Raw genomic sequence first — 26,178 nt, forward strand, 5'->3', positions numbered from 1 at the left:
CTCCCCGCCCGCCCCCGCGTCGCCCGCCCCCGCCGGGCCCGCCCCCGCCCCCGGCCCCGCCCCCGCCCCCGCCCCCGCCGCCGTGCCGTGGCCGCAGCGGGTGCAGCGCCTGGCGGAGCCGGCCGCCCCGTCCCTGCCGGTCCCGCCGGGGGAGACGGGCCATGTCGTCGGCACCACGTTCGGCGACAACGCCCTGGCCTGGCGCCCGCCGCCGAGCAACCCGTTCCTCGCCTCCGCCCAGGAGTCCCGCCCGTCCTCGCTGGGCCGCCGTCTGCTGGCCAGGATCGTGGACTCGGTGCTGCTCGGCGCGGTCATGGCCGGGGCGGCGGTGCCGCTGGTGCTGCCCGCAGTCGAGCACGTGCAGGACAAGATCGACGAGGCCAGGATGACCGGCGAGACCGTCCGGGTCTGGCTGATCGACGGCACCACCGGCGCCTACCTCGGCGCCTTCCTCGCCGCGGTGCTGCTCGCCGGGTTCCTGCTGGAGGCGCTGCCCACCGCCCGGTGGGGCCGCACGCTCGGCAAGAAGCTGGTGGGGGTGCGGGTGCTGGACATCGAGGGCCACGACACCCCCACGTTCGGGCAGGCGGTGCGCCGGTGGCTGACCTACCAGGTGCTCGGGCTGCTCGTGGTGGGCGTGCTCGGCGTGCTGTGGTGCCTGTTCGACCGGCCGTGGCGGCAGTGCTGGCACGACAAGGCGGCGCGGACGTTCGTGGGGGCGGACGGCCCGGGCTGACCGCCGCCGTCCCTCCAACGGGCCGCGCCCGGAGGCGGGCCGGAACCCGCGGTGTTTCCCTTCCTACATGAGCACCCAGCAGCCGCCGCCGGACGAGGGGCCGGGGCGGGACGAGGAAGCGGACCCCTTCCGCAAGCCCCCCGGTGAGCCCGGCCCCCAGCCGCCGCCCCCGCCGGAGTACGGGGGCGCCCACCCCCACCCCGAGTCCCCGCCGCACCCGCCTCCCCACGGCGGGGAGCCGGGCGGCGGCGTCCCCTACGACCACGGCGCCGCCGACCCCCGGCTGCGCGGGATGCCCCCGCTGGCCGGCAGTTGGCGCCGGCTGGGCGCCCGCGTCCTGGACAGCCTGCTCGTGGGTGTGCCCGTGGCGGTGGTGCTGTGGGCGGTCGGCCTGGTGGACTGGACGGACGAGAACAGGGACGGCTCGGCGGACTGGGGCGGCAGCCTGCTCGGGGTGCTGGTGTACCTCGTCTACGAGGCGGTGATGTACGCCAGGAGCGGGCAGACCGTCGGCAAGATGGCCCTGGGCATCCGGGTGGCGATGCTGGAGAACGGCTCGGTGCCCACCTCGCAGGCCGCCTGGGCCCGGGCGGCCGTCTACTCGCTGCCGAACGTCGTGCCGTGCTGCGGTTCGCTGTTCTGGCTGGTGAACGTGGTGTGGCACCTGGGGGACAAGCCGTACCGGCAGTGCCTGCACGACAAGGCGGCCAGAACCGTGGTGGTCTCCGCCAGGTGAGCCCCCGCCCGGTGCGCCCCGCGGCCGGCGGGGCGGGGCGCTAGCGGACGGAGGAGCTCTCGCTCAGACTCCGCTCGGCGCCCGCCGTGCGCACCAGTGGACGGCCGGGTTCGGGAGCGCGGCGGGTCCGCCTGACGGGAGTGCCCGCCAGGGTGACGCAGGTGCCGAGGGCCAGGCCCGCCAGGCAGACCAGGGTCACCGCGGCGGTGTGGGTGACCTCGGCCAGCAGCAGCACGGCGAGGGTGAACAGGACCACCGTGGCCGTGCCGCCGGCCATCCGAGCGGGGGTCGGACGCGTCATGGCGTGCTCCGTCCTTCAGAGCGAGGGGGAATGCGGTCATGGCCACATGGCTGCGCCGTTACCAAGACTCTACGGGGGGAGATGCCCTCATGGAACGCCCGGTAAGCGCCAACTGACGCACCGTGCGTCAGAAGGGGCGCACGGAAGCGTTCAGCGGTCGCATCATCAGGCAAACACACAACAAGACAGTGTGACTGTCACTCTGGATGGCGCGTATGTCGTCCCCTCGTACGCCACTCGCACCACGCTCGGGTGCTCCGGCCGACGTGCCCGGACGGGACCGGGGTGTCCGGTAGTCGCACACCGAGGACCGCTCACCGTACCGGAGTTGGTGTGTTCAAAACAAGGACTGTCTTTTCGTCCCCCGCTTCGATCGAATGGGCGCCCTGTGCCGAGCGGGCGGGGTCGGTGCCGCCCGGCGGTCCGTCGAAGCGGAGGACGTGGGGTCATTGAGCAGCCAACGCAAGATCAGACCCGTGGTGGCGGCGGCAGCCCTGGCGGCTGCCCTGGGGGCCGCCGCACTGCCCGGGACGGCGTTCGCCTCGGGCACCCCGTCGGGTGCGCCGAGCAGCGGCGCGCCGGCGGTGGAGCGGGCGCGGGACAGCGGCCCGGACAAGCACGCGCACAACCTGCCGGGACCGCTCACCGAGCGGGAGAACGCCAAGCGCCAGGAGGCCATCAAGCAACTGGTCTCCGGTGAGGCCGACATCAAGCAGCGCGGTGCCTCGAAGAGCCTGCGGCTCGGCAAGAACAAGTACGTCGAGCTGGACCGGGAGAAGACCGACAAGATCTTCACCATCCTGGTCGAGTTCGGCGACAAGGTGGACACCTCCACCATGCACGACCCCGACGGCTCCGGGCCGCAGCCGCCCGTCGTCAAGTACGGCGGCAGCCCGGGACCCGCGCACAACCAGATACCCGAGCCGGATCGGAGCAAGGACAACACCACGATCTGGCAGCCGGACTTCGACCGGAAGCACTACGAGGACCTGTACTTCGCCAAGGAGGGCGAGTCCTCGGTCGCCACGTACTACGAGAAGCAGTCCTCGGGCCGCTACTCCGTGGACGGAGTGGTCTCCGACTGGGTGAAGGTCGAGTACAACGAGGCCCGCTACGGCTCCAACTGGTGCGGCGGCAGCACCTGCCGCAACGCCTGGGACCTGGTGCGCGACGGCGCCAACCAGTGGGTCGCCGACCAGCGGGCCGCGGGCCGCACCGACGCCGAGATCCGGGCGGACCTCGCCGCGTACGACGAGTGGGACCGCTACGACTTCGACGGCGACGGCAACTTCAACGAGCGCGACGGCTACATCGACCACTTCCAGATCGTGCACGCCGGCGAGGACGAGTCGGCCGGCGGCGGCCAGCAGGGCACCGACGCGCTGTGGGCGCACCGCTGGTACGCCTACGTCACCGACGCGGGCCGCACCGGCCCCGAGGGCAACCGCCTCGGCGGCGCCGAGATCGGCGGCACCGGCCTGTGGGTGGGCGACTACACCCTCCAGCCGGAGAACGGCGGCCTCGGCGTGTTCGCCCACGAGTACGGCCACGACCTGGGCCTGCCCGACCACTACGACACCACGTACGTCGGCGAGAACTCCTCCGCCTTCTGGACGCTGATGTCCGGCGGCTCCTGGCTGAGCGACGGCACCACCGACATCGGCTCGATGCCGGGCGACATGTCCGCCTGGGACAAGCTCCAGCTCGGCTGGCTGGACTTCGAGACGGCCAAGGCGGCGACCGACTCCACCCACACCCTGGGCGTGGCCGAGTACAACACCGCCAACCCCCAGGCCCTGGTGGTCGAGCTGCCCAAGAAGCCCGTCACCACCACCATCGCCACGCCCGCCGAGGGCGCCAAGCAGTGGTGGAGCGGCCAGGGCGACAGCCTGCGCAACACCCTCACCCGCAGCGTGGACCTCACCGGCAAGTCCGACGCCGCGCTGCGGCTCAAGGGCTGGTACGAGATCGAGGACGGGTACGACTACCTCTACACCGAGGTGTCCACCGACGGCGGCGCCACCTGGACCGCGCTCGACGGCACGGCCGGCGGCCAGGCCCTGCCCCGCGACGGCGGCGGCACCCCGGCGCTGACCGGCGAGAGCCCGTACACCGACCTGGCGTTCCCGCTGAGCGCCTACGCGGGCCAGAAGATCGACCTGCGCTTCCGGTACCAGACCGACAGCAGCCTGACCCTGAAGGGCTTCGCCGCCGACGCCATCAGCGTGACGGCCGACGGCGCGGCGCTGTTCACCGACGGCGCCGAGACCGACGACGCCGGGTGGACCGCGAACGGCTTCTCCCGCATCGGCGAGGGCTTCACCAAGGAGTACGCGCAGTACTACATCGCGGAGAACCGGCAGTACGTCTCCTACGACCGGGTGCTGCGCACCGGCCCGTACAACGTCGGGGACGCCGCGAACAAGCCGGACTGGGTGGAGCGCTTCCCGTACCAGAACGGCCTGCTGATCTCGCTGTGGGACACCTCCCAGTCGGACAACGACGTCGGCAACCACCCGGGCGAGGGCCTGATCCTGCCGGTGGACGCCCACGGCGCCAAGCCGCTGAAGTGGAGCGACGGCACCTACATGCGCACCCGCATCCAGGCGTTCGACGCGACGTTCAGTTGGTACCCGACGGACGGGTTCACCCTGCACAGGAACGGCGTGCCGACCAAGGTGCGGCCGCAGGCCGGCGTGCCGGTGTTCGACGACCGCAAGGGCACGTACTGGTCGCCGGAGACCCCGTACGCGAGCGTGAAGGTGCCGGACACCAACACCAGGATCAGCATCGTCTCGGAGACGCCGTTCCACTCCCCGACGATGAAGATCAAGGTGAGCAAGTCCACCAAGTGAGCGACCGCGTCTCCTGATGCGGGACGGCCTCACGGCGGCCCCGCGGGCACTCGGCCCGCGGGGCCGCCGCGCGCCCGGCCGCGGTTCCCCCGATCCGGTGGCGTGGCCGCGCCGCCGGGGTGATCATGGCGTGGGAGGAACCGTCCCCGCGCCGCGGCCCCGCCAAGGGCGCGGCCGGCCCCGGAGGGAGCGCGATGGCGACGGGAGGAACCGGGGGAGGCTTCGTCCGGCTGCCCGACCGCACGGTGATCGTGGCGCTGCACCTGCCGCACCCCGCGGGCCCTTCCTGGCACCGGGAGGGCCCCGAGGGGGACCCGCCGCGGGTGCGGGTGCTGGTGCACGCCGCCAACCGCCAGCGCGCCCTGACCCGGCTGCGCAACCTCGGCTTCCGCTCGGTGCACCTGCGCGGCAACACCGCCCCGCCCACCCTGGACGAGGTCAGCGCGGTGCTGCACCACCCGCAGGGCCTGCTGTGGCGCCCCGCGGACGCGGCGGAGACGGTGCTGTGGCGCCCGGTGAGCGCCCTGTTCCGGCCGGCGGACCGCCCGGCGGGGCCGGAGGGGATCCGCCCTTAGAGGTCGTCCGCCAGCAGGGGGTGCCCGGACAGCTTCACGCCCGCGTCGCGCATCTCGGTGAGCGCCCGCTCGGTCGTCGGGCGGGCCACCCCGGCCGTCAGATCGAGCAGCACCTGGGTGGTGAAGCCCTCGCGGACCGCGTCGAGGGCGGTGGCGCGCACACAGTGGTCGGTGGCGATGCCCACGATGTCCACCTCGGCCACGCGCCGGTCGCGCAGCCAGTCGGCGAGCCGGACCCCGTTCTCGTCCAGGCCCTCGAAGCCGCTGTACGCCGCCGTGTAGGCGCCCTTGTCGAACACCGCCTCCACCGCGCCGGAGGTCACCGAGGGCGCGAAGTTCGGGTGGAAGCCGACCCCCTCGGTGCCCGCCACGCAGTGCGGGGGCCAGGAGTCCACGTAGTCGGGCCGGTCGGAGAAGTGCGGTCCCGGGTCTATGTGCCGGTCGCGCGTGGCGACGACGTGCGCGTAGCCCGCGGCCGACTCGGCCACCAGGTCGGTGATGGCGGCCGCCACCTCGGCCCCGCCGGCGACGGCGAGGCTGCCGCCTTCGCAGAAGTCGTTCTGGACGTCGATGACGATCAGTGCCCGGTGCATGGTGCGTCCTTACGTCGAGGGAGGAGGAGCGCGTGGAGCGCGCGGGGGCGCGGCGGACCGGCCGGCGGCGGGCCGTCGCGGGTGCCGGGCGAGGACGCTGCCCGCACGTCACCGAGGTTAGAGAGTGCAACGGGCGCACGGGAGGGGGCACTCGCGCAGCCGTACGGTGCTCGCGGGGCACCGCCCGAGCAGGACGGCACACCGCCGGAGCGCGGCGCTCCGGCGCGGCCCGGCGGGATCACGCCGTCTCCGTGGGGAGCACCGGCTCGCCGCGGGACAGCATCGTCGCCGACATGGGCAGGCCGGCGCGGGCCCGCACATGCCGCTCACGTGCCGCGTCCAGCGGCTCCCGGCCCACCGCCTCCCCGGCGAGCACCAGCGGCACCAGCAGTTGCCGGTCGGCCAGCTCCGGCGGGACGGGGCCGGTGCCGACGACCTCCGCCTCGGCCACCCCGTCCGCGTCCAGGCGCCTGGCCGCCCACTTGCGCCCCCCCGCGCTGCCCTTGGCGCCCATCGACTTCTTCGCGACGGGCTCGAGCGGCGCGTCCCGCCCCGGGGTCCTGGCCCGCGCCACCAGCTTGTACACCATCGACGCCGTCGGGTGGCCGCTGCCCGTCACCAACTGGGTGCCGACCCCGTAGGCGTCCACGGGGGCCGCGGCCAGCGAGGCGATCGCGTACTCGTCCAGGTCGCTGGTGACGATGATCCGGGTGTCCCGCGCCCCCAGGCCGTCCAACTGCTGGCGCACCCGGTGGGCGAGCAGCAGCAGGTCGCCCGAGTCGATCCGCACCGCGCCCAGACCGGTCCCGGCCACCTCCACGGCGGCGCGCACCGCCTCGGCCACGTCGTAGGTGTCCACCAGCAGCGTCGTGCCGTGGCCCAGCGTCTCCACCTGCGCGGTGAACGCCTCCCGCTCGCTGTCGTGCAGCAGGGTGAACGCGTGGGCGCTGGTCCCGATGGTCGGGATGCCGTACCTGAAGCCCGCGGCCAGGTTCGAGGTGCTGGCGAACCCGCCGACGTAGGCGGCCCGCGAGCAGGCCACCGCGGCCAGCTCGTGGGTGCGGCGGGCGCCCATCTCCATCAGCGGCCGCCCGCCCGCGGCGACGGCCATCCGGGAGGCGGCGGCGGCGATCGCCGAGTCGTGGTTGAGGATCGACAGGATCACCGTCTCCAGCAGCACCGCCTCCGCGAAGGTGCTCTCCACCCGCATGATCGGCGAGCCGGGGAAGTACACCTCGCCCTCGGGGTAGCCGAGGATGTCGCCGCGGAACCGGAAGTCCTCCAGCCAGCGGACGGTGTCCTCGTCCACGACGCGCTCGCTGGACAGGAACGACAGCACCGCGTCGTCGAACCGGAAGTTCTCCACCGCGTCCAGCACCCGCCCGGTGCCGCCCACCACCCCGTAGCGGCGGCCCTCGGGCAGGCGGCGGGTGAACACCTCGAAGACGGACCGCCGCTCGGCGGCGCCGCTGCGGAGGGCGGCCTGGAGCATGGTCAGCTCGTAGCGGTCGGTGAACAGCGCGGTGGACGGGACGAGCACCGGCAGCCCCAGCGCGGTGGCCGTCTCGCGTCCGCGGGTGTGGTTGAGTTCGAAGCCCTGGGAGTCCATGCGTTCGATGGTACTCGGAATACTCGTCACTCTGACGAAATGGGGGTGGGCCCGGCTCCGGGCGGGTCTCCCGGGGGTGGCACCTCCTCGCGAGTCCCCGGCCTCTCCCAACCGCCCGGCCCACCTCCTCGCAACCGCCCCGGCCTCTTCCCAGCCGCCAGGCTCACCTCCTCGCAAGCTCCCGGCCTCTACCCCCCGGCTTGCCTCCTCGCATACTTCCGCCCTCCTCGCAAACCCCCGCCCTCCTCGCAAGCCCTCGGCCTCCTCGCAAACCCACGCCCACCTCGAAACCCCCACCTCCGGTCAGGGCCCCTTACCCCTCACCCCCCGCCCCGAGGCCCCGACCATTCGGAAGACCACCTCCCCAACGCAACCAAACGCCTTCCGAGGAGCCCATTCACGGAGCAGGCGGAGCCCATGGCAGCATGGGCAGTGTGAGTGTCGCGCCCATGGAGACCGAGAGCACCGAGTCGCGGGAGGCACCGTTCGAGGCCCCCAGTCCGGATGTGCCCTGGGTGACGATCGTCCACAACGACCCGGTCAACCTCATGAGCTATGTGACGTACGTGTTCCAGACGTACTTCGGGTACCCCAAGCCCAAGGCGGAGAAGCTCATGCTCGACGTCCACCACAAGGGCCGCGCCGTGGTCTCCAGCGGCTCCCGCGAGGAGATGGAGCGCGACGTGCAGGCGATGCACGGCTACGGCCTGTGGGCGACCCTCCAGCAGGACCGCTGACGTGGCGGGGCACTTCCAGGCGGCGGCCGGCGGCGGCGCGGCGATCGCCCTCGACGAGGTGGAGATCTCGATCCTGCGCAGCCTCGCCGTGCAGTTGATGGAGCTGATCGGCCCCGGGCCGGTCGAGGAGGAGGGCGGCGACCCGCTGGCGGCGCTGCTCGCGGAGGGCCCGAGCAGCCCGCCGAAGGACCCGGCGCTGGCGCGGCTGTTCCCGGACGCCTACCGCGACCCGGAGCGGCCGGACGACCCGGAGGCGGACGCGGCGTCCGCGGAGTTCCGCCGGTTCACCGAGAACGACCTGCGGGCCCGCAAGCGCGACGACGCCCTGGCGGTGGTCCGCAGTCTGGACCGGCTGTCCGCGGCCGGCAGCGGCGGCGCGGTGCTGGTGCTGGACGCCGAGGAGTGCAGGCGCTGGCTGGGCGCCCTGAACGACCTGCGGCTGACCATCGGCACCCGGCTGGAGGTCACCGAGGAGGAGTCGGACGAGCTGTACCGGCTGCCGGACTCCGACCCGCGCAAGCCGATGGTGCTGGCGTACCTGTGGCTGGGCGGCCTCCAGGAGTCGCTCGTGGAGACCCTGCTCCCGCCGTCCCCCTGACCGCCGCCCCCGGCCGGCCGCCCCGGCGCCGCCTCCCGGCCCGCGCCGGACACCTCCCGTCCGGGTCCGCGACAGGTGATCTTCACACGGATTTGAGGTTGCTCTGAGTTACCGACGTGTCGGCGGACGTAGAGATTCCGTGTTCGTATAACGATCCAACCGAACCTTTGCTGCCTTTCGTCCCGTTTTGACGCGTCCGCATGGTGATCTGCGTGGCGCAGTTCACAACTACTTCGTCGCTCTCCGTGGTAGGAATCCCCGATCGGAACACAGGACGAAGGGCACTCACCCATGGACCAGCGGACCGAACGCGACGCCGCCCCTGAGGAGGGCTACCAGCGGGGTCTCGGCAGCCGTCAGATCCAGATGATCGCGATCGGCGGCGCCATCGGCACCGGGCTCTTCCTCGGCGCGGGCACGGCCATCTCCGAGGCCGGCCCCAGCCTGATCCTGATGTACGCCATCGCCGGCGTGATCATCTTCTTCATCATGCGGGCGCTCGGCGAGCTGCTGACGTACCGCCCCGTCTCCGGCTCGTTCGCCGACTACGCGCGCGAGTTCATCAGCCCGTTCTTCGGCTTCGTCACCGGCTGGACCTACTGGCTGATGTGGGTGGTCACCGGCATGGCCGAGGTCACCGCCGCCGCCACCTACATCCACTACTGGTGGCCCGACATCGACCAGTGGATCTCCGCCGCGATCTTCCTCGTGGTGCTCTTCGCCGCCAACCTGATCTCGGTGAAGCTCTTCGGCGAGGTCGAGTTCTGGTTCTCGATGATCAAGGTCACCGCGATCATCGGCATGATCCTCATCGGTCTCGGCGTGGTCATCCTCGGCGTGTCCGACGCGGGCGACACCGCCTCCTTCACCCACCTGTGGTCCGACGGCGGCATGTTCCCGACCGGCGTCGGCAAGTCGCTGATGACGCTCCAGATCGTGATGTTCGCCTACCTGGCCGTGGAGCTCGTCGGCGTCACCGCGGGCGAGGCGGAGAACCCGCGCGAGACGCTGCCCAGGGCGATCAACACCCTGCCGTGGCGCATCGGCATCTTCTACGTCGGCGCGCTGGTCGTGATCCTGTCCGTGGTGAGCTGGACGGAGTTCGAGCCCGGCGTGAGCCCGTTCGTGGCCGCGTTCGCCAAGATCGGCATCCCCGCGGGCGCCGGCATCGTGAACTTCGTGGTGCTCACCGCCGCCCTGTCGTCCTGCAACTCCGGCATGTACTCCACCGGCCGCATGCTGCGCGACCTGGCGCTCAACGGCCAGGGCCCGAAGCTGTTCACCCGCCTCAACTCCCGGCAGACCCCGGCCACCGGCATCCTGGTGTCGATGGCGCTGATGGGCATCGGCGTGTGGATCAACTACGTGGACCCCGAGGGCGCGTTCAAGTACATCACCGCCTTCGCCACCGTCGCCGGCGTGTGGACGTGGTCGATGATCCTGATCTCGCACATCCGCTACCGCGCCGCCGTGCGCGCCGGGCGGGCCGCCGAGGCCTGGTTCAAGGCCCCGGGCGCCCCGTGGACGAGCTGGTTCGCGCTGGCGTTCCTCGGCCTGGTCTTCGTCCTCATCGGCCTCGACGAGGACGCGCGCATCGCGCTGTACGGCGCCCCGGTGTGGTTCGCGGTGCTCGGCGCCGGCTTCCTGTACCTGCGCCGGCGCAACCCGGAGGCGTTCGCGCCCAAGGCCCATGTGCCGCCGTCCGACGGCGAGAGCGCGGACGCGGCGGCCGTGCCGCTCGCCAAGGGCTGAGCGCCCCGCCCGCCGGGCCGAGCGCGCCCGCCGAGCCGTCCACCCTGCGGACCGGCCCCCTGGGGCCGGTCCGCAGGGCCGTCTTATCCTGTTCCGCATGCTGACCATCACCCGGGCCCTGCACGACGCCATAGTCGCCCACGCGCGAGCGGACCACCCGGACGAGGCGTGCGGAGTGATCGCCGGACCCGCGGGCAGCGACCGGCCCGAGCGGCACATCCCCATGCTGAACGCCGCCCGCTCGCCCACCTTCTACGAGTTCGACTCCGCCGACCTGCTCAAGCTCTACCGCGAGCTGGACGACCGCGACGAGGAACCCGTCGTCATCTACCACTCGCACACCGCCACCGAGGCGTATCCCTCCCGCACCGACATCGCCTACGCCAACGAGCCCGGGGCCCACTACGTGCTGGTCTCCACGGCCGAGTGCGGCGGCCGTCGGGCCGTCGGCGAGGGGCCGTTCCAGTTCCGCTCGTTCCGCATCGTGGACGGCGTGGTCACGGAGGAGCCGGTGACCGTGGTGGACGCCTATCCGGCCTGACCACATCGCGAGACGGGGCTCCGGGAACCCCCCTCGGGAATCGATAACATGACCCCATGTGTTCCCCCGACGTGAGTGATGACAACGGCAGGGCCCCGCTGCTCGTGGCGCGCCTGCACGTCGACCTGTGCCGCCTCGCCAGCGCGATGTGTCGCTGAGGCCGGGCGCCGCGGCGCGGCGCGCGCACAGTCCTCCCGTTCCTTATGACGACTTCCTCACCTCCAGGAGCACCCAAGCCATGGCCATCGAGGTCCGCATCCCGACCATCCTGCGCACCTACACCGACGGCGCGAAGGCGGTGGAGGGCACCGGCAGCACGCTCTCCGAGCTCTTCGACGACCTCGAGACCCGCCACCCCGGCATCCGCGAGCGCCTGGTCGAGGGCGGGGAGCTGCGCCGCTTCGTCAACGTCTACCTCAACGACGAGGACGTCCGCTTCCTGGAGGGCATCTCCACCGGTCTGGCCGACGGCGACAACGTCACGATCCTCCCCGCGGTCGCGGGCGGCTGAGCGATGCGCTACGAATCGCCGCTCGCCGCGGTCGGCAACACCCCGCTGGTGCGGCTGACCAGCCTGTCCCCGTCCGCCGAGGTCGGCGTGTGGGCCAAGCTGGAGGACCGCAACCCCACCGGCTCGGTCAAGGACCGCCCGGCGCTGCGCATGATCGAGCGGGCCGAGCAGGAGGGGCGGCTCACCCCGGGCTGCACCATCTTGGAGCCGACCTCGGGCAACACCGGCATCTCGCTGGCCATGGCGGCCCGGCTCAAGGGTTACCGGATCGTCTGCGTGATGCCGGAGAACACCAGCGAGGAGCGGCGCGAGCTGCTGCGGATGTGGGGCGCCGAGATCATCTCCTCCCCGGCGGCGGGCGGCTCCAACACCGCGGTGCGGGTCGCCAAGCAACTGGCCGCGGAGCACCCGGACTGGGTCATGCTCTACCAGTACGGCAACCCGGCGAACGTCGAGGCGCACTACGCGGGCACCGGCCCGGAGATCCTCGCCGACCTGCCGACCGTCACCCACTTCGTGGCGGGCCTGGGCACCACGGGCACCCTGATGGGCGTGGGCCGCTACCTGCGCGAGCACGTCCCAGGCGTGGCGATCGTGGCCGCCGAGCCCCGCTACGACGACCTGGTGTACGGGCTGCGCAACCTGGACGAGGGCTTCGTGCCCGAGCTGTACGACGCCTCGGTGCTCACCAGCCGCTACTCGGTGGGCTCCGAGGACGCGGTGCGCCGCACCAGGGAGCTGCTCCGGCAGGAGGGCATCTTCGCCGGCGTCTCCACCGGAGCCGCCCTGCACGCGGCGCTGGGCGTGGCCCGCAAGGCCGAGCGGGCGGGGGAGCGCGCCGACATCGTCTTCGTCGTGGCGGACGGCGGATGGAAGTACCTGTCCACCGGGATCTACACCGCGGAGACCACCGAGGCGGCGGTCAAGGCGCTGCACGGGCAGTTGTGGGCGTGAGCCGGGCCCTGCCGAGGGGCTGACCCCCGCAGGACCGGTGCCGGTGGGGGCGGCCCTCCCGGGGCGAAGGGGCCGAAGCCCCTGCCCCCCACCGGATGCTCCGTCCCCCGGGTCTCCGTCCCCCGGGCCCCGTCCGGACTCCCGGAGCCCTTCTCTCCCCTCCCGCCCCGCCCCCCAGCAGGGCACCCGGGTGATTCGGCCCACAACGGCGACCCGGAACATCGGCGTCCGGCTTCCGGCGGCTTACCCTCGTCTGACATGGCGGCCCGCCCCCGCCGTCATCCGCCGACCCGGCGGCCGCGCACCCCCACCGCGGCACGGACCGGGCGCTCGGTGGCGCGCGGGCGCCCGGGTGCCACCGTCCGCGACCTGGCAAGGCCCCCCGGACCACCGCTGGAGGTTCCTGCACATGAAGCTCACCGTCGTCGGCTGCGCCGGGTCGTTTCCTGCCGTGGACTCGCCCTGCTCGAGCTATCTCGTCGAGGCCGACGGCTTCCGGCTGCTGATCGACATGGGCAACGGCGCCCTCGGCGAGCTCCAGCGCCACTGCGGGCTGTACGACCTGGACGCGGTGCTGCTCAGCCATCTGCACGCCGACCACTGCATCGACATGTGCGCCTACTGGGTGGTCCGCTACTACCGCCAGGAGGGCGGGCCCGCCGGGCGGCTGCCGGTGTACGGGCCGGAGGGCACCGAGGAGCGGCTGTGCAGCGCCTACGGCGACCTGCCGAAGGACACCGCGATGCGCGAGGTGTACGACTTCCGCACGCTGCGCCCCGGCACCTTCGACGTGGGCCCGTTCACGGTGCGGGCCGAGCGGGTCAGCCACCCGGTGGAGGCGTTCGGGTTCCGGGTCGAGCACGGCGGCGGCGCGCTGGCGTACTCCGGGGACACCGGGCCGTGCGACGCGCTGGTGGACCTGGCCCGCGACACCGACCTGTTCCTGTGCGAGGCGTCGTTCACCTTCGGCAAGGAGGACATCCCCGAGCTGCACCTCAACGGCAGGGAGGCGGGCGAGCTCGCGTCCCGCGCCGGGGCGTCCCGGCTGGTGCTCACCCACATCCCGCCGTGGACGGACGCGGGCCGCAACCTGGCGGACGCCCGGGAGGCCTTCGCGGGGCCCGCCGAGGTCGCCAGGTGCGGCGCCGTCTACGAGGTGGGCGGTCAGGACCGGCGGCGGTCCCTCACGCCCTGGTGATGTCCTCGATCTCCTCCTCGGGCTCCCGGCCCGGGGTGGGCAGGTCGAACTTGATGATCACGAAGCGGAACGTGACGTAGTACACGGCCGCGAAGACCAGGCCGATCGGGATGATCAGCCACTGCCTGCTGCCCAGGTGCCAGTTCACCAGGAAGTCGATCAGCCCGGCGGAGAAGCTGAACCCGGTGTGGACGTCCAGCGCCCAGGTCACCGCGAGCGACAGGCCGGTCAGCACCGCGTGCAGGGCGTAGAGCACCGGCGCGATGAACATGAACGCGAACTCGATCGGCTCGGTGACGCCCGTCACGAACGAGGTCAGCGCGAACGACATCATCATGCCGGTGACGGCCTTGCGGCGCTCGGGCCTGGCGCAGTGCGCGATGGCGAGCGCGGCGGCCGGGAGCGCGAACATCATGATCGGGAAGAAGCCGCTCATGAACATCCCGGCCTCGGGGTCGCCCGCCAGGAACCGGGTGAGGTCGCCCTTGACCACCTCGCCCGAGGCGTCGGTGAAGGAGCCCGCCTCGAACCAGGCGAAGGTGTTCACGAACTGGTGCATGCCGACGGGGATCAGGGCGCGGTTGACGGTGCCGAAGATGCCCGCGCCCACCGGGCCGAGCCCGATCAGGCCGTCGCTCGCGGAGGAGATGGCGTCGCCGACGGGCTCCCAGGCCAGGCCGAACAGCACGCCGAGCGCGGTGCCGATGAAGGCCATGAGGATGGGCACCAGGCGGCGGCCGTTGAAGAAGCCGAGCCACTCCACCAGCCGGGTGCGGTGGTAGCGCTGCCAGACCACGGCGGCGATCAGGCCGATGACGATGCCGCCGAGCACGCTCGGGTTCTGCGGCTCGCCCGCGTCGTCCGGGAAGACCTCGAGCACCTTGTGGAAGACCAGGTAGCCGGCGACGGCGGCGAGCGCGGTGGAGCCGTCGGCCTTCTTGGCGAAGCCGATGGCCACGCCGATGCAGAACAGCAGCGGCAGGGCGAACGAGCCGTCGAGCAGGGCGCCGCCCGCGCTCGCGCAGACCTCGGCCACCTTGTCCCAGCCCAGGCCGTCCTTGCCGAGCACCCCGTCCTGGCCGAGGCCCACCAGCAGGCCGGCCGCGGGCAGGACGGCGATGGGGAGCTGAAGGCTGCGGCCGATCTTCTGGAGTCCTTGGAGCAGGGCGGAGCCCCAGCGCTTGCCCGCGGGCGCGGGGGCGGTGGCCGTGGTCATGACGTTCCTCCTTGCGGGGACGCCGGGGGAGCCTGGAGCGGGGGGCCTGGGGACAGCGGCGTCCTGTGGTATCTGACGACCAGTGGTCTACACCACCTGGTTGCGAACCAGTTGTATAACACGGTCGCCGGTGCTTACGGAACCTCCGGCTCCGTGCGGGCCGCGCCCGGCCCGCCGGGCGGCCCCGCCGCGGTGCGCCCCCGGCCCGCCCGCGGTGCGCCCGGGGGCCGCGCCGGTTGCCCCGCGACGATATATTGGTGTAGACCAGTGCGACCGGATACGCCCGGGAACGTCCGGGAACAGGGAGTTGAGCATGGCCGGCAAGGCGGAGAAGATCGTTGCGGGGCTCGGCGGCATCGAGAACATCGTCGAGATCGAGGGCTGCATCACCCGGCTGCGCGTCGACGTGGCCGACGCCTCGCTGGTGGACGACGCCGCGCTGAAGGCCGCGGGCGCGCACGGCGTGGTGCGGATGGGCACCGCCATCCAGGTCGTCGTCGGCACCGAGGCCGACCCGATCGCGGCCGACATCGAAGACATGATGTGACCCTCGCGGGCCCCGGGGCGGCGCCCGCCGCCGCCCCGCCCGCACCGCGGCTCCGCGCCGTCCGCCGGGCGGGTTCACCGGACGGGTGAGAGCCGCCGTCCGGGGGGTGCCCGGGGCGCCGTTGCGGATAAGGTCGGCGGCATGCTTGCGAACCAGCCCGCACCGGCGGCCCGCGCCGACGGCCGCGCCCCCGACCAGCTCCGCCCCGTCACCGTCGAGCGGGCGTGGAGCAAGCACGCCGAGGGATCGGTGCTGATCTCCTTCGGCGACACCAAGGTCTTCTGCACCGCCAGCGTCACCGAGGGCGTGCCGCGCTGGCGCAAGGGCAGCGGCGAGGGCTGGGTCACCGCCGAGTACTCCATGCTGCCCCGCGCCACCAACACCCGCGGCGACCGCGAGGCCGTGCGCGGCCGGATCGGCGGGCGCACCCACGAGATCTCCCGGCTCATCGGGCGCTCCCTGCGCGCCGTCATCGACTACCGGGCGCTGGGCGAGAACACCGTCGTCCTGGACTGCGACGTCCTCCAGGCCGACGGCGGCACCCGCACGGCCGCGATCACCGGCGCCTACGTCGCGCTCGCCGACGCGGTGGCCTGGATGCGCGAGCGGAAGCTGGTCAAGGCGAAGGCGCAGCCGCTCACCGGCTCGGTCAGCGCGGTCAGCGTGGGCATCGTCGGCGGCGTCCCCCTGCTCGACCTCGCCTACGAGGAGGACGTGCGCGCCGAGACCGACATGAACGTGGTGTGCACCGGCGACGGGCGGTTCGTGGAGGTGCAGGGCACCGCCGAGGGCGAGCCCTTCGCCCGCGCCGAGCTGGACGCGCTGCTCGACCTCGCGGTCGCGGGATGCGCCGGCCTGGACGCGGTCCAGCGGGCCGCGCTGGAGTCCGGGAACGCGTAGCGGGCGCCGCCCGTTGGGTAAAGCGAAAGCAAAGCAGCCCTCGGGCAGACCCGAAAGGAGCGGAATGCGCAGAACCGCAAGGCCGCGTCCGCGCCGCACCGCGTCCCTCCTCGCCGCCACCGCGGCGGCGGCCGTCGTGCTGTCGTTCACCACGGCCTGCGAGGCCGTCGACAAGGCCCTCGACTGCGGCCAGCTCGCCGTGGACATCAGCGCCGACACCCAGCAGTTCACCGACGCCATGGCCAACGCGGACAGCGATCCGCAGGGCGCCATCGACGCGCTGAACGAGATCGACCGCGACCTCGACAAGCTCGGCGAGCGCACCGACAACGCCGATGTGCGCAAGGCGGTGGACAACCTTGCCACGCAGGTCACCGACACCAGGCAGGCCCTGGAGGACGGCCGGGTACCCTCGGCCACGCCGGTCGCCGACGCCACCGCGGAACTGGCCAAGGTCTGCGCCCCCGGCTGAGGCGGCGGGGGCCGGCCGGCCGCACGCGGGGCGCCCGGTGACCGGCTGCCCCGAACCGGCACCCACACCCCCGAGGAGACCCATGCGCCTGGTGCTCGCCACCCGCAACGTCCACAAGGTCGCCGAGCTGCGCGCCATCCTCGCCGACGCGGGGCTCGGCCACGAGCTCGTCGGCGCGGCCGAGTACCCCGACGTCCCCGACGTCCCCGAGACTGGTGTCACCTTCGCCGAGAACGCGCTGATCAAGGCGCGCGCCTTGGCGGAGGCCACCGGCCTGCCCGCCGTCGCCGACGACTCCGGGCTGTGCGTGGACGTGCTCGGCGGCGCCCCCGGGATCCTCTCCGCCCGCTGGAGCGGCCGCCACGGCGACGACCGGGCCAACCTGGAGCTGCTGCTGGCCCAGCTCGCCGACATCCCCGACGCCCACCGCGGCGCCCACTTCGCCTGCGCCGCCGCCCTGGCCCTGCCCGACGGCACCGAGCGGGTCGTGGAGGGCAGGCTGGAGGGCGTGCTGCGCCGCGAGCCCGCCGGCGCCGGCGGCTTCGGCTACGACCCGATCCTCCAGCCGCTGGGGGAGAGCCGCACCTGCGCCGAGCTCTCCCCCGAGGAGAAGAACGCCATCAGCCACCGGGGCAAGGCGTTCCGGGAGCTGGTGCCCGCGGTGCGGGAGCTGGTGGGCTGACGGCGCACTGCGGCGGGCGGCGCCCGCCGGGTAAGGTGGGCGCGGGGGCCGTAGCCCAACTGGCAGGAGGCAGCAGGTTTAGGTCCTGCGCAGTGCGAGTTCGAATCTCGTCGGCCCCACGGTTCCGCCTCCGGCGGGCGCGCGCCGTTCACGTGGCGGGGCTCCTCGCAAGGGTGTGGGGGTGGGTGGTCCTCCGGAGGCCAGGGGACTTCGCCTCCTGGACCCCCACCGGGGGCTGCGCCCCCGGACCCCGCCCCGGCCGCGTCCCTGCGTCCCGCCGGGGCTGCGCCCCGGCCCTGCTCAAGTCCGGCCCCGGCTCGCGTACAGCCGGGCGATCACCTCCTCGATCGCGGGCTCGCGGATCGACAGGTCCTCCAGCGGGTACTCCGCCGCGAGCGCGGCCACCAGCGGCGCGGCGCTGGCCGCGGCGGGGAACGCCAGCCACTGGCGGGGCCCCTCCACCCGCACCGTGCGGGTGCCCGGCAGCGCGATCGGCGGCAGCTCCCGCGCCAGGTCCACCACCAGGGTGCGCTCGCTGCCGCCGTCCAGGTGCAGCGCCTCCAGGCCCCCGTCGTGCACCAGGCGCCCGTGGTCGATCACCATCACCCGGGTGCAGAGCTGCTCCATGTCGGACATGTCGTGGGTGGTCAGCAGCACCGTGGTGCCGTGCTCGGCGTTGACCGTCCGCAGGAACTCCCGCACCTTCGCCTTGCTGACCACGTCGAGCCCGATCGTCGGCTCGTCCAGGTACAGCACCTCAGGGTCGTGCAGCAGCGCCGCCGCGATGTCGCCGCGCATCCGCTGGCCCAGCGAGAGCTGACGGACCGGCACGTCCAGCAGCGGCCCGAGGTCGAGCAGCTCCGTGCACCGGTCGAGGTTCTCCCGGTAGCGGGCGGGCGGGATCCGGTACATGCGCCGGATCAGGCCGTAGGAGTCCCGCAGCGGCAGGTCCCACCACAGCGTGGTGCGCTGCCCGAACACCACCCCGATCCGCCGGGCCAGCCGGTTGCGCTCCCGCGACGGGTCGAGGCCGGCCACCCGCAGCGTGCCCGAGGACGGCACCAGGATGCCCGTCAGCATCTTGATGGTGGTGGACTTGCCCGCGCCGTTCGGCCCGATGTACCCGACCATCTCCCCGCGCCGCACGGTGAAGCCGATGCCGTCCACCGCCCGCACCTGCGTCCGCTCCCGCCGCAGCCGGCCCGCCCGGCGGCGCACGGTGAACGTCTTGACCACGTCCCGCGCCACGATCAGCGGCTCGTCCATCCCTGTCAGCTCCCTGTGCTCCGGTAACCGCGCAGGCCCGCCCGCCAGGCCAGCCCCGCGAGCGCGCCCATGGCCAGCGCCACCGCGGGTGCGGCGTAGTCGAACGCCTCGGGCAGACCCAGCGGGTCGGGCCTGCCCAGCACGTGCAGCGCGGGCATCCAGTTGACGAAGGCGAGCGGGACGAGGAACGTCACCCCGCGCACCAGCTCCTTGGCGAACACCGTCGGCGGGTACTGCGTGAGGGTGTTGCCGCCGTACAGGAACGCGTTCTGCACCTCGGCCGCGTCCGACGCCAGGAACTGGAACGCCGCGCCGAGCACGAACACCGCCCCGAAGATCACCGCCCCGCAGAGCAGCATCGACGGCACCAGCAGCACCTTCTCCCAGGTCCACGCCACGTCCACCGCGGTGAGCGACCACACGAGCACCGCCCCCGCCTGGGTGATCCGCCCCACCCGCCGCAGCGCGAACCGGTCCGCCGCCATCTGCGCCAGCACCGGCACGGGCCGCACCAGCAGCACGTCGAACGACCCGTCCCGCACCCGCTGCCCGAGCCGGTCGGTGCTGCCGATCAGCAGGTCGGCGATGCCGAGCGCCACCCCGGAGGTGCCGTAGAGGAACGCCACCTCGGCGAGGTCGAAGCCGCCCAGGCGCGGGGTGTGCGAGAACATCAGCGCAATCGCCACGAAGTCCAGGCCCGAGCCCACGAACTGGCCGACGGTCAGCACGGCGAAGGAGGCGCGGTAGGTCATGGTGGAGCGGATCCACATCCCCACCAGCAGCGCGTAGGCGCGCACCCCCCAGACGAGATCACCCACCCTGCACCACCACCTTGCGGGTGGCGAACCGCGTCATCAGCCGCCCCGCCGCCAGCAGCGCCACCGCCCAGCCCGCCTGGAAAGCCAGCGCCCCGGCCAGGGCGCCGCCGGTGTGCCGCTCCAGGTAGACGTCCGCCGGCACCTGGAGCAGCGCCGCCCACGGCAGCAGCCGGGCGCACTCGCCGAGCCACCCGGGGAACAGCGTCAGCGGCAGCAGCATCCCGGAGAAGAAGATCCCGGCGAACGTGGCGAGCTGGGTGACGCCGGCCGAGTCCAGCAGCCAGAACGCGGACAGGCCCACCAGGAACCGCAGGCCGAAGCTGACCACCACGGCGAGCAGCACCGACAGCAGGAAGCACGCCACGGTCAGCCAGGACCCCGGTGCCACCAGCGGGAAGGCCAGCGCCCCCGCGGTGGCGGGCACCAGGCCCCGGCCGAGGAAGTGGAACGCCGCCCGCCCGAGGTCGCCCGCCAGCCACCACAACTGGAGGTCCGCGGGCCGGTACAGGTCGATGGCGATGTCCCCCGTCCTGATCCGCTCGGCGAGCTCCTGCTCGAAGCCGCCGCCGAGCAGCGCGCACGTCGCGAGCAGCGACTGGCCCAGCCACACGTAGGTGACCGCCTGCTCGGGGCCGTAGCCGCCGAGCGAGGGCCGCTCGTCCCACAGCGCCAGATAGGTGTACGACACCACGAACCCGAACACGGTGTTGGTGAAGACGCCCGCCGCCGTGGCCGCCCGGTAGGTCGCGTACCGCCGGAACTGGTGCCTGCCCACCGCGAGCCAGAGCCCCACGGCCGATCCCTCCCTTCCCCTCGCCCCGCCCCGTCCCCGCCGCGCGGCTCGGGGGCCGCCGCCCCTTCCCGGCCCCGCGCGCGGGCAGCCCGCGGCGGCGGACCGTCACGATCAAGGCCCGCCCACGTCACGGAGCTGTCACAAAGCGCAGGAGCCTAGTCGCCCGGTCCCCGCTGTGGCGAGGCGTTTTTCCCCGTCCCCGAGGGTGGGGCGTTTACCGGGGGTTCATCTCCGTATCGGGCACACTGGGCGGGTGGCCTGCATAAAGGCGCGGAGGTCCCGTCGCGGGGCCGCCCTCGCCTCCGGGGAAGAGCCCCGGCCGGTGTCACCCGGAAGAGTCGTGCGGCAGCCCGGGGCGGTCACACCGGAAGCACAACCTTCGGCCGCCGCCGAGGAGTCAGTACAGGTATGAGCGACGAGCCGAACAAGAGCAGCGGAGCCGGCCCGGAGGGCGGCGGCGGGGCCGGGCGCCCGAAGCGCACCGGCTGGCGCCGCGCGCTGCCGACTTGGCGCATGGTGCTGGTCGGCACGTTCTCCTTCCTCGCGCTGTGCATCGGCGCGTTCGCCGTGGGCTACATGATCGTGGACATACCGCCCGCCAACGCCGCCGCGAAGAAGCAGAGCACCATCTACCTCTACAGCGACGGCACCGAGATCGCCCGCACCGGTCAGGTCAACCGGGAGAACATCCCGCTCAGCGAGGTGCCGCGGCACGTCCAGCGGGCCGTGCTGGCCGCCGAGGACCGCGACTTCTACTCCGAGTCCGCGGTCAACCCGCTCGCCATGGGCCGCGCCGCGTGGAACACCGTGCGCGGCGGCGAGAAGCAGGGCGGCTCCACCATCACCCAGCAGTACGTGAAGAACTACTACCTCAACCAGAAGGCGACGGTCTCGCGGAAGACCAAGGAGTTCTTCATCGCCATCAAGCTGGACCGGGAGACCACCAAGGACGAGATCCTGGAGGGCTACCTCAACACCAGCTACTACGGCCGCGCCGCCTACGGCATCCAGGCCGCCTCGCACGCCTACTACAACAAGGACGCGAGCGAGCTGACCGTCGCCGAGGGCGCCTACCTGGCCGCGCTGCTGAACGCGCCCAGCCTCTACGACGTGGTCACCAACCCGGAGTACAAGGACCGCGCCGAGGCCCGCTGGGACTACGTCCTGGACGGCATGGTGAAGGAGGGCTGGCTGACCCGGGCCGAGCGGGACCGGCAGAAGTTCCCCACCCCGGACCCGGTCAAGCCGCCCACCAGCCTTGCCGGGCAGGACGGCTACCTGCTGGAGGCGGTCAAGCAGTACCTGAAGGACGAGGACATCCTCGACGCCCAGCAGCTCGACGCCGGCGGGTACCGCATCACCACCACCATCGACCGCAAGAAGCAGGAGGCGTTCGTCGAGGCGGTCGAGAAGCGACTGATGGACAAGCTCAGCGACCGGCGGAAGGTGGACCGCTATGTGCGGGCCGGCGGCGCCTCGGTGGAGCCGGGCACCGGCAAGGTGGTCGCCATGTACGGCGGCGTGGACTACCTCAAGCAGTACGTGAACAACGCCACCCGCCGCGACTACCAGGTCGGCTCGGTGTTCAAGCCCATCGTGCTCGCCTCGGCCTTCGACAACGACGCCACCACCGTCGGCGGGCAGCCCATCACCTCGAACACGGTCTACGACGGCGACAGCGAGCGCCCGGTGGTGGACCGCGACGGGCAGCCCGTCGTGCCGCTGTTCGCCCCGGAGAACGAGGACGACGTCAACTACGGCCCGGTCACCGTCGCCCAGGCCATGAACCGCTCGGTCAACACCGTGTACGGCCAGATGGCGCAGGACGTCGGCACCGAGAAGGTGAAGGACACCGCCGTCGCCCTCGGCGTGCCCGAGAAGGAGGCGAACCTCCAGACCGGCCCGGCGATGTCGCTCGGCACCGCGACCCCGAGCGCGCTGGACATGGCCGGGGTGTACGCCGCCTTCGCCAACCACGGCGAGCGGATCGACCCGTGGCTGGTGGCGAAGATAACCAAGGACGGCAAGGAGATCGACCTGCCGGAGCACAAGGAGAAGCGGGTCATCAGCCGCGAGGCCGCCGACCGCACCACCGAGGTGCTCCGCGGCGTGGTCAGCGGCCCGGGCGGCACCGGAGCCGCCGCCGCCGCGCTGGGCCGCCCGGCCGCGGGCAAGACCGGCACCGCGGAGGAGGACAAGGCCGCCTGGTTCGCCGCGTACACGCCGCAGTTGGCGACGGTGGTGAACGTGCTCGGCCAGGACCCCGACCCGCCGTACAGCCAGGAGCCGCTGTACTGGGCGGCCGGGCTGCCCCGGATCAACGGCGGCGGCTTCCCCGCCGAGATCTGGACCGCCTACATGACCGAGGCGCTGCGCGGCGAGCCCGTGAAGGACTTCGACCTGGAGACCGGCGGCGACCGGTACGTGCCGCCCCCGGTGAGCCAGGTGCCCGACCCCGCCGGCGGCGGCACCGGCGGCACCACGGGCGGCGGCGCGTCCTCCCCGCCGGACACCGGCGCGTCCGGCTCGCCCCCGCCCTCCGGCGGTGAGACGCCCGGCGGCGGGAGCGCCGACGGGGGCGCCGCGGACGGCGGGGCCGTGAACGGCGGAGGCGGCGCGGCGGACGGCGGCGGGAGTGCCGACGGAGGTGCCGCGGACGGGGGAGCCGTGAACGGCGGAGGCGGCGCGGCGGACGGAGGTGCCGCCGACGGAGGCGCCGCGGACGGCGGGGCCGTGGACGGAGGCGCGGCCGACGGGGGCGCGGCCGACGGCGGGGCCGTGGACGGGGGAGCCGCGGACGGCGGCGCGGCGGACGGCGGGCCGGGCGGAGGCTGACGGCGCGCCGGGGCGCGCCGGATCAGGGCGCGGCGGACGGGACGGCGGGAGCCCGCGGGCTCCCGCCCCCCCGCCCCGCGCCGTCCTGGGTGCGCGCCGCCCCGGGTGCGGGCCGCTACAGGTACAGGCCGGTCGAACCCTCGGCGCCCTGGAGCCGCTCCGCCGCCACCGCGTGCAGGTCGCGCTCGCGCATCAGGACGTAGTCGACGCCCCGCACCTCGACCTCGGCGCGGTCCTCCGGGTCGAACAGCACCCGGTCGCCGGGCTCGACCGTCCGCACGTTCTGGCCGACGGCCACCACTTCGGCCCAGGCCAGCCGCTTGCCCACGGCCGCGGTCGCGGGGATCAGGATGCCGCCCGTGGAACGGCGCTCACCCTCGGGTATGTCCGTGCGCACCAGCACCCGGTCGTGCAGCATGCGGATGGGCAGCTTGTCGCCGCCGAGGCCCTCCCGGCCGGTGCGGCGCGTGGCGGTGTCATGCGTGGTCTCAGAGCTCACGCCACGACGTTACCCGGCCGCGGGCGGGTACGGGACGCGTGGGTACCCCGGACAGCGGGAAGCCCCGCCCCCCTCAGCGCCGCCGTCGGTTCCTGGACGCCGACATCAGTGCCACCAGCGCCACGGTCGCCACGGCCACCGGGACGATCCGCTCCATGCGGGGCGATCCGTCCTCGGTGAACAACTGGCCGCGCACATCGGTGACGGCGCGGTTCACCGCGACGTAGGCGCGGCCCGCGGTGCGGTCCACGGCCGAGGTGAGCCGTGCCCTGGCGCCGTCCTTGATCGTCTGCGGGTTCACCCGCGCGGCGATCTCGTCGAGGGTCAGTGCCAGCTCCTTGCGCCTGCGTTCGATGTCCGCCTCGATCTGAGCGGGTGTCCTGGTCTCCCCGTCCTGAGTCATGCGGACCAGTCTGTCACCTGCCGCCCCGCCGCCCGCGCGCCGCCTCCCCGTGTCACCGCCGCCCCGTAAGCTCGTGGCGCACCCGTAGCGCGCAACCACAAGGAGCACCCCCATGAGCGAACGGCTCGCGCCCGGCGACACCGCGCCCGCGTTCACTCTTCCCGACGCCGACGGCAAGCAGGTCTCGCTCGCCGACTACGCGGGCCGGAAGGTGATCGTGTACTTCTACCCGGCGGCGCTCACCCCGGGCTGCACCAAGCAGGCGTGCGACTTCACCGACAACCTCGACCTGCTCGCCGAGGCGGGCTACGACGTGGTCGGGATCTCCCCGGACAAGCCGGAGAAGCTCGCGAGGTTCCGGGAGGCCGAGAGCCTGCGGGTGACGCTGGTCGGCGACCCGTCCAAGGAGGTCATGGCCGCGTACGGCGCCTTCGGCGAGAAGACGATGTACGGCAGGACGGTCACCGGCGTGATCCGCTCCACGTTCGTGGTGGACGAGGGCGGGAGGATCGAGCGGGCGCTGTACAACGTCCGGGCGACGGGGCACGTGGCGAAGCTGATCAAGGACCTGGGCGTCTGACGGCCTGGCGGCCCGGAGCGGGGCGGCCCGGAGCGGGGCGGCTCACAGCGCGGCGGGCGCCGGGGTGCGCAGGGCGTCCAGGTCGAAGGCGGCGGCCATGGCGCGGTACCCCGCGTCGCTCGGGTGGATGTGGTCGCCCGAGTCGTACAGCGGGTGCAGCCGCGCCGGCCGGCCGGGGTCCCGCAGCGCCCGGTCGAAGTCGGCCACGGCGTCGAACACCCCGCCCGCGCGGATCTCGGCGTTGACCGCCTGCCGCACCGCCTCGGCGCCCGGGCCCCAGCCGCGGTGCCCGCGGAACGGCATCAGGGTGGCGCCGACCACCCGCAGCCCGCGCGCCCGCGCCCGCTCGGTGATCCGCCGCAGCCCCTCGGTGATGCGGCGCGGGTCGGTCTGCCGGGGCTCCTTGAGGATGTCGTTGATCCCGAGCACCACCACCAGCGCCGAGGCGTCCCGCCGGGACAGCACGTCGCGCTCCAGGCGCCGCAGCCCGCTCACGCCGTTGGCGGGGGAGCGGGCAGGGGCGTCGAGCAGCACCCGGTTGCCGCTGATGCCCTGGTTGAGCACGCCGAGGCGGGGCGCGCCGCGGGTGGTGAGCAGCCGGGTGGCCAGGAAGTCCGTCCACCGGTAGTTGGCGCTGGGGGCGGAGGTCGTGCCGTCGGTGATGGAGTCGCCGAGGACCACCACCGAGCCCTCCGCCTGCGCGCTCCACACGTCCACCCCGGACAGGTACCGCCAGTACGGGGTGCGTTCGGTGAACGCGGCGCCGCGCGGGTCGGCCGCGTGGTCGCCCGCGGCCAGATAGGAGGTCTGGCGGGCGAACGGGTGGTAGGTGACGGCGCCGGACGGCTCGGCCGCGTACGTGGTGACCAGCAGGTCGGAGGCGGCCGGCACGCGCAGCGCCACCGGGTCGCTGACCACGGCGCCGCCGGGCGGCACGGTCACCCCGGGCCGCTGCCCGAACCGCAGCTCGCGCAGCGTGCCGTCGGCCGCGGCGGGGCTGCTGGGGGCGGCGGCCACCGCCACGGTGGCGCGGGTCAGCCGCAGCGGCCGGTCCCCGAAGGCGTTGGACAGGCGCACCCGGGCGGCGCTGCCGCCGACGCTGACGTGCACCACGTTGCGGATCGTCACCCCGGGCAGGCCCCGCGGCACGCCGGGCTCCGCGGCGGCGGGGGACGCCGACCAGGTGCCCACCCACCGCCCCGCCGAGGCGGGCTCGGCCGCGGCACCGGCGCCCGGGGCGGCGGCCGTGGGCGCCGGGTCGGTGCGGTCGATGTCGACGAACCCCACCGCCACGAGCACGGCGGCCAGCACGAGCAGCGACGCGAGCGCCCGCCCGTCGCCCCGCCCGCCACCCCGGCGCCTGCCTCGGACCGGCCGGTCCGGTCCGGGGCCGGTCCGCGAGGGCGGGCCCGTCACGGGGGCGAGGGGGCGGAGCGGGCCGCCCCGCCGCCCGAGTGGCCGGGCCGGGTCG

General features: G+C 73.5%; 28 protein-coding genes and 1 tRNA gene. 19 read left to right on the plus strand and 10 right to left on the minus strand.

What is annotated here, in order from left to right; translation table 11 throughout:
• Together ACYVO2_RS13640 and ACYVO2_RS13645 are read left to right on the plus strand one after the other, a co-directional pair.
• Positions 1-736: RDD family protein (locus ACYVO2_RS13640; RefSeq protein ID WP_461008014.1), on the plus strand; the 736-nt coding region annotated here is incomplete at its 5' end.
• A gap of 67 nt (positions 737-803) precedes the next feature.
• A complete protein-coding gene (locus ACYVO2_RS13645; RefSeq protein WP_461008015.1) occupies positions 804-1,472 on the plus strand; it encodes an RDD family protein in 669 nt (222 codons plus the stop codon).
• A 40-nt stretch (positions 1,473-1,512) separates the two neighbouring features.
• Here ACYVO2_RS13645 and ACYVO2_RS13650 read toward each other — a convergent pair whose 3' ends face one another.
• Positions 1,513-1,773, minus strand: coding sequence for a hypothetical protein (locus ACYVO2_RS13650; RefSeq protein WP_461008016.1), 261 nt, complete (start codon positions 1,771-1,773; stop codon positions 1,513-1,515).
• Between the two features lie 449 nt (positions 1,774-2,222).
• Here ACYVO2_RS13650 and ACYVO2_RS13655 point away from each other — a divergent pair, with 449 nt between their 5' ends.
• Positions 2,223-4,628, plus strand: a complete 2,406-nt coding sequence (locus ACYVO2_RS13655; protein WP_461008017.1) for an immune inhibitor A domain-containing protein — start codon at positions 2,223-2,225, stop codon at positions 4,626-4,628.
• A gap of 194 nt (positions 4,629-4,822) precedes the next feature.
• Positions 4,823-5,203 (plus strand): hypothetical protein, encoded by a 381-nt coding sequence (locus tag ACYVO2_RS13660; protein WP_461008018.1) that lies wholly within the window; start codon positions 4,823-4,825, stop codon positions 5,201-5,203.
• On the opposite strand, the gene ACYVO2_RS13665 is transcribed toward ACYVO2_RS13660, so the two are convergent.
• Together ACYVO2_RS13665 and ACYVO2_RS13670 are read right to left on the minus strand one after the other, a co-directional pair.
• On the minus strand, positions 5,200-5,796 hold the full coding sequence (locus ACYVO2_RS13665; protein ID WP_461008019.1) for an isochorismatase family protein: 597 nt from the start codon (positions 5,794-5,796) through the stop codon (positions 5,200-5,202). The genes ACYVO2_RS13660 and ACYVO2_RS13665 overlap by 4 nt on opposite strands.
• A gap of 238 nt (positions 5,797-6,034) precedes the next feature.
• A complete protein-coding gene (locus tag ACYVO2_RS13670; RefSeq protein ID WP_461008020.1) occupies positions 6,035-7,405 on the minus strand; it encodes a nicotinate phosphoribosyltransferase in 1,371 nt (456 codons plus the stop codon).
• Positions 7,406-7,830: 425 nt separating this feature from the next.
• Between ACYVO2_RS13670 and clpS the strand changes: the two genes are divergently transcribed.
• From clpS to ACYVO2_RS13710, 8 genes are all read left to right on the plus strand, one after another.
• Positions 7,831-8,142, plus strand: coding sequence for an ATP-dependent Clp protease adapter ClpS (gene clpS / locus ACYVO2_RS13675; RefSeq protein ID WP_461008021.1), 312 nt, complete (start codon positions 7,831-7,833; stop codon positions 8,140-8,142).
• 1 nt (position 8,143) lies between these two features.
• Positions 8,144-8,740 (plus strand): DUF2017 domain-containing protein, encoded by a 597-nt coding sequence (locus tag ACYVO2_RS13680; RefSeq protein ID WP_461008022.1) that lies wholly within the window; start codon positions 8,144-8,146, stop codon positions 8,738-8,740.
• Between the two features lie 291 nt (positions 8,741-9,031).
• Entirely contained in the window at positions 9,032-10,492 is a 1,461-nt protein-coding gene (locus ACYVO2_RS13685) for an amino acid permease (RefSeq protein WP_461008023.1), read from the plus strand.
• 97 nt (positions 10,493-10,589) lie between these two features.
• Positions 10,590-11,033, plus strand: a complete 444-nt coding sequence (locus ACYVO2_RS13690) for a M67 family metallopeptidase (RefSeq protein WP_461008024.1) — start codon at positions 10,590-10,592, stop codon at positions 11,031-11,033.
• A gap of 56 nt (positions 11,034-11,089) precedes the next feature.
• Complete coding sequence (locus ACYVO2_RS13695) at positions 11,090-11,191, plus strand: putative leader peptide (RefSeq protein ID WP_461008025.1); 102 nt, start codon at positions 11,090-11,092, stop codon at positions 11,189-11,191.
• An 80-nt stretch (positions 11,192-11,271) separates the two neighbouring features.
• Positions 11,272-11,544 (plus strand): MoaD/ThiS family protein, encoded by a 273-nt coding sequence (locus tag ACYVO2_RS13700; RefSeq protein WP_461008026.1) that lies wholly within the window; start codon positions 11,272-11,274, stop codon positions 11,542-11,544.
• A gap of 3 nt (positions 11,545-11,547) precedes the next feature.
• The gene (locus tag ACYVO2_RS13705; RefSeq protein ID WP_461008027.1) at positions 11,548-12,498 is read left to right on the plus strand and encodes a PLP-dependent cysteine synthase family protein; all 951 of its coding nucleotides are present in this window, start codon (positions 11,548-11,550) and stop codon (positions 12,496-12,498) included.
• 409 nt (positions 12,499-12,907) lie between these two features.
• Entirely contained in the window at positions 12,908-13,696 is a 789-nt protein-coding gene (locus ACYVO2_RS13710) for an MBL fold metallo-hydrolase (protein ID WP_461008028.1), read from the plus strand.
• Here ACYVO2_RS13710 and ACYVO2_RS13715 read toward each other — a convergent pair.
• The gene (locus tag ACYVO2_RS13715; RefSeq protein ID WP_461008029.1) at positions 13,683-14,912 is read right to left on the minus strand and encodes a PTS transporter subunit EIIC; all 1,230 of its coding nucleotides are present in this window, start codon (positions 14,910-14,912) and stop codon (positions 13,683-13,685) included. The genes ACYVO2_RS13710 and ACYVO2_RS13715 overlap by 14 nt on opposite strands.
• 313 nt (positions 14,913-15,225) lie before the next feature.
• Here ACYVO2_RS13715 and ACYVO2_RS13720 point away from each other — a divergent pair, with 313 nt between their 5' ends.
• From ACYVO2_RS13720 to ACYVO2_RS13740, 5 genes are all read left to right on the plus strand, one after another.
• Positions 15,226-15,459, plus strand: a complete 234-nt coding sequence (locus ACYVO2_RS13720; RefSeq protein ID WP_461008030.1) for a glucose PTS transporter subunit EIIB — start codon at positions 15,226-15,228, stop codon at positions 15,457-15,459.
• Between the two features lie 141 nt (positions 15,460-15,600).
• Positions 15,601-16,359 (plus strand): ribonuclease PH, encoded by a 759-nt coding sequence (gene rph / locus ACYVO2_RS13725; RefSeq protein ID WP_461008031.1) that lies wholly within the window; start codon positions 15,601-15,603, stop codon positions 16,357-16,359.
• 64 nt (positions 16,360-16,423) lie between these two features.
• Positions 16,424-16,831 (plus strand): hypothetical protein, encoded by a 408-nt coding sequence (locus ACYVO2_RS13730; RefSeq protein WP_461008032.1) that lies wholly within the window; start codon positions 16,424-16,426, stop codon positions 16,829-16,831.
• Between the two features lie 82 nt (positions 16,832-16,913).
• Positions 16,914-17,513 carry an RdgB/HAM1 family non-canonical purine NTP pyrophosphatase gene (gene rdgB / locus ACYVO2_RS13735; protein ID WP_461008033.1) on the plus strand — a complete coding sequence of 200 codons (600 nt, stop codon included), beginning with the start codon at positions 16,914-16,916 and terminating at the stop codon, positions 17,511-17,513.
• 44 nt (positions 17,514-17,557) lie between these two features.
• Positions 17,558-17,632: transfer RNA gene (locus ACYVO2_RS13740), tRNA-Leu, on the plus strand.
• Positions 17,633-17,813: 181 nt separating this feature from the next.
• Here ACYVO2_RS13740 and ACYVO2_RS13745 read toward each other — a convergent pair.
• From ACYVO2_RS13745 to ACYVO2_RS13755, 3 genes are read right to left on the minus strand one after another with little or no spacing between them, the layout of a single operon-like run.
• Positions 17,814-18,779, minus strand: coding sequence for an ABC transporter ATP-binding protein (locus ACYVO2_RS13745; protein WP_461008034.1), 966 nt, complete (start codon positions 18,777-18,779; stop codon positions 17,814-17,816).
• Positions 18,780-18,784: 5 nt separating this feature from the next.
• Positions 18,785-19,597 (minus strand): ABC transporter permease, encoded by an 813-nt coding sequence (locus tag ACYVO2_RS13750; protein WP_461008035.1) that lies wholly within the window; start codon positions 19,595-19,597, stop codon positions 18,785-18,787.
• Positions 19,590-20,390, minus strand: coding sequence for an ABC transporter permease (locus tag ACYVO2_RS13755; RefSeq protein WP_461008036.1), 801 nt, complete (start codon positions 20,388-20,390; stop codon positions 19,590-19,592). Before ACYVO2_RS13755 ends, ACYVO2_RS13750 begins: the two co-directional genes overlap by 8 nt.
• A gap of 408 nt (positions 20,391-20,798) precedes the next feature.
• On the opposite strand from ACYVO2_RS13755, the gene ACYVO2_RS13760 reads away from it, so the two are divergent.
• A complete protein-coding gene (locus ACYVO2_RS13760; protein ID WP_461008037.1) occupies positions 20,799-23,225 on the plus strand; it encodes a transglycosylase domain-containing protein in 2,427 nt (808 codons plus the stop codon).
• Positions 23,226-23,340: 115 nt separating this feature from the next.
• On the opposite strand, the gene ACYVO2_RS13765 is transcribed toward ACYVO2_RS13760, so the two are convergent.
• Positions 23,341-23,643 (minus strand): GroES family chaperonin, encoded by a 303-nt coding sequence (locus tag ACYVO2_RS13765; protein ID WP_461008140.1) that lies wholly within the window; start codon positions 23,641-23,643, stop codon positions 23,341-23,343.
• Between the two features lie 154 nt (positions 23,644-23,797).
• Positions 23,798-24,127: a DUF3618 domain-containing protein gene (locus ACYVO2_RS13770; RefSeq protein ID WP_461008038.1), complete on the minus strand. Its 330-nt coding sequence runs from the start codon at positions 24,125-24,127 to the stop codon at positions 23,798-23,800.
• 112 nt (positions 24,128-24,239) lie between these two features.
• Here ACYVO2_RS13770 and bcp point away from each other — a divergent pair, with 112 nt between their 5' ends.
• Positions 24,240-24,707: a thioredoxin-dependent thiol peroxidase gene (bcp, locus tag ACYVO2_RS13775; RefSeq protein ID WP_461008039.1), complete on the plus strand. Its 468-nt coding sequence runs from the start codon at positions 24,240-24,242 to the stop codon at positions 24,705-24,707.
• 42 nt (positions 24,708-24,749) lie between these two features.
• On the opposite strand, the gene ACYVO2_RS13780 is transcribed toward bcp, so the two are convergent.
• The gene (locus ACYVO2_RS13780; RefSeq protein WP_461008141.1) at positions 24,750-26,024 is read right to left on the minus strand and encodes an SGNH/GDSL hydrolase family protein; all 1,275 of its coding nucleotides are present in this window, start codon (positions 26,022-26,024) and stop codon (positions 24,750-24,752) included.
• Between the last annotated feature and the right edge of the window lie 154 nt (positions 26,025-26,178).

It is taken from the genome of Streptomyces capparidis (genome assembly GCF_054782095.1).

Coding starts and splice junctions, on each gene's coding strand:
- clpS (WP_461008021.1), top strand. CDS start 7,831: ATGGGCAGTGTGAGTGTCGCGCCCATGGAGACCGAGAGCACCGAGTCG.
- ACYVO2_RS13660 (WP_461008018.1), top strand. CDS start 4,823: ATGGCGACGGGAGGAACCGGGGGAGGCTTCGTCCGGCTGCCCGACCGC.
- ACYVO2_RS13730 (WP_461008032.1), top strand. CDS start 16,424: ATGCGCAGAACCGCAAGGCCGCGTCCGCGCCGCACCGCGTCCCTCCTC.
- ACYVO2_RS13665 (WP_461008019.1), bottom strand. CDS start 5,796: ATGCACCGGGCACTGATCGTCATCGACGTCCAGAACGACTTCTGCGAA.
- ACYVO2_RS13650 (WP_461008016.1), bottom strand. CDS start 1,773: ATGACGCGTCCGACCCCCGCTCGGATGGCCGGCGGCACGGCCACGGTG.
- ACYVO2_RS13685 (WP_461008023.1), top strand. CDS start 9,032: ATGGACCAGCGGACCGAACGCGACGCCGCCCCTGAGGAGGGCTACCAG.
- bcp (WP_461008039.1), top strand. CDS start 24,240: ATGAGCGAACGGCTCGCGCCCGGCGACACCGCGCCCGCGTTCACTCTT.
- ACYVO2_RS13705 (WP_461008027.1), top strand. CDS start 11,548: ATGCGCTACGAATCGCCGCTCGCCGCGGTCGGCAACACCCCGCTGGTG.
- ACYVO2_RS13760 (WP_461008037.1), top strand. CDS start 20,799: ATGAGCGACGAGCCGAACAAGAGCAGCGGAGCCGGCCCGGAGGGCGGC.
- ACYVO2_RS13745 (WP_461008034.1), bottom strand. CDS start 18,779: ATGGACGAGCCGCTGATCGTGGCGCGGGACGTGGTCAAGACGTTCACC.
- ACYVO2_RS13710 (WP_461008028.1), top strand. CDS start 12,908: ATGAAGCTCACCGTCGTCGGCTGCGCCGGGTCGTTTCCTGCCGTGGAC.
- ACYVO2_RS13770 (WP_461008038.1), bottom strand. CDS start 24,127: ATGACTCAGGACGGGGAGACCAGGACACCCGCTCAGATCGAGGCGGAC.
- ACYVO2_RS13670 (WP_461008020.1), bottom strand. CDS start 7,405: ATGGACTCCCAGGGCTTCGAACTCAACCACACCCGCGGACGCGAGACG.
- ACYVO2_RS13695 (WP_461008025.1), top strand. CDS start 11,090: ATGTGTTCCCCCGACGTGAGTGATGACAACGGCAGGGCCCCGCTGCTC.
- ACYVO2_RS13720 (WP_461008030.1), top strand. CDS start 15,226: ATGGCCGGCAAGGCGGAGAAGATCGTTGCGGGGCTCGGCGGCATCGAG.
- ACYVO2_RS13700 (WP_461008026.1), top strand. CDS start 11,272: ATGGCCATCGAGGTCCGCATCCCGACCATCCTGCGCACCTACACCGAC.
- rdgB (WP_461008033.1), top strand. CDS start 16,914: ATGCGCCTGGTGCTCGCCACCCGCAACGTCCACAAGGTCGCCGAGCTG.
- ACYVO2_RS13690 (WP_461008024.1), top strand. CDS start 10,590: ATGCTGACCATCACCCGGGCCCTGCACGACGCCATAGTCGCCCACGCG.
- ACYVO2_RS13715 (WP_461008029.1), bottom strand. CDS start 14,912: ATGACCACGGCCACCGCCCCCGCGCCCGCGGGCAAGCGCTGGGGCTCC.
- ACYVO2_RS13765 (WP_461008140.1), bottom strand. CDS start 23,643: ATGCTGCACGACCGGGTGCTGGTGCGCACGGACATACCCGAGGGTGAG.
- ACYVO2_RS13645 (WP_461008015.1), top strand. CDS start 804: ATGAGCACCCAGCAGCCGCCGCCGGACGAGGGGCCGGGGCGGGACGAG.
- rph (WP_461008031.1), top strand. CDS start 15,601: ATGCTTGCGAACCAGCCCGCACCGGCGGCCCGCGCCGACGGCCGCGCC.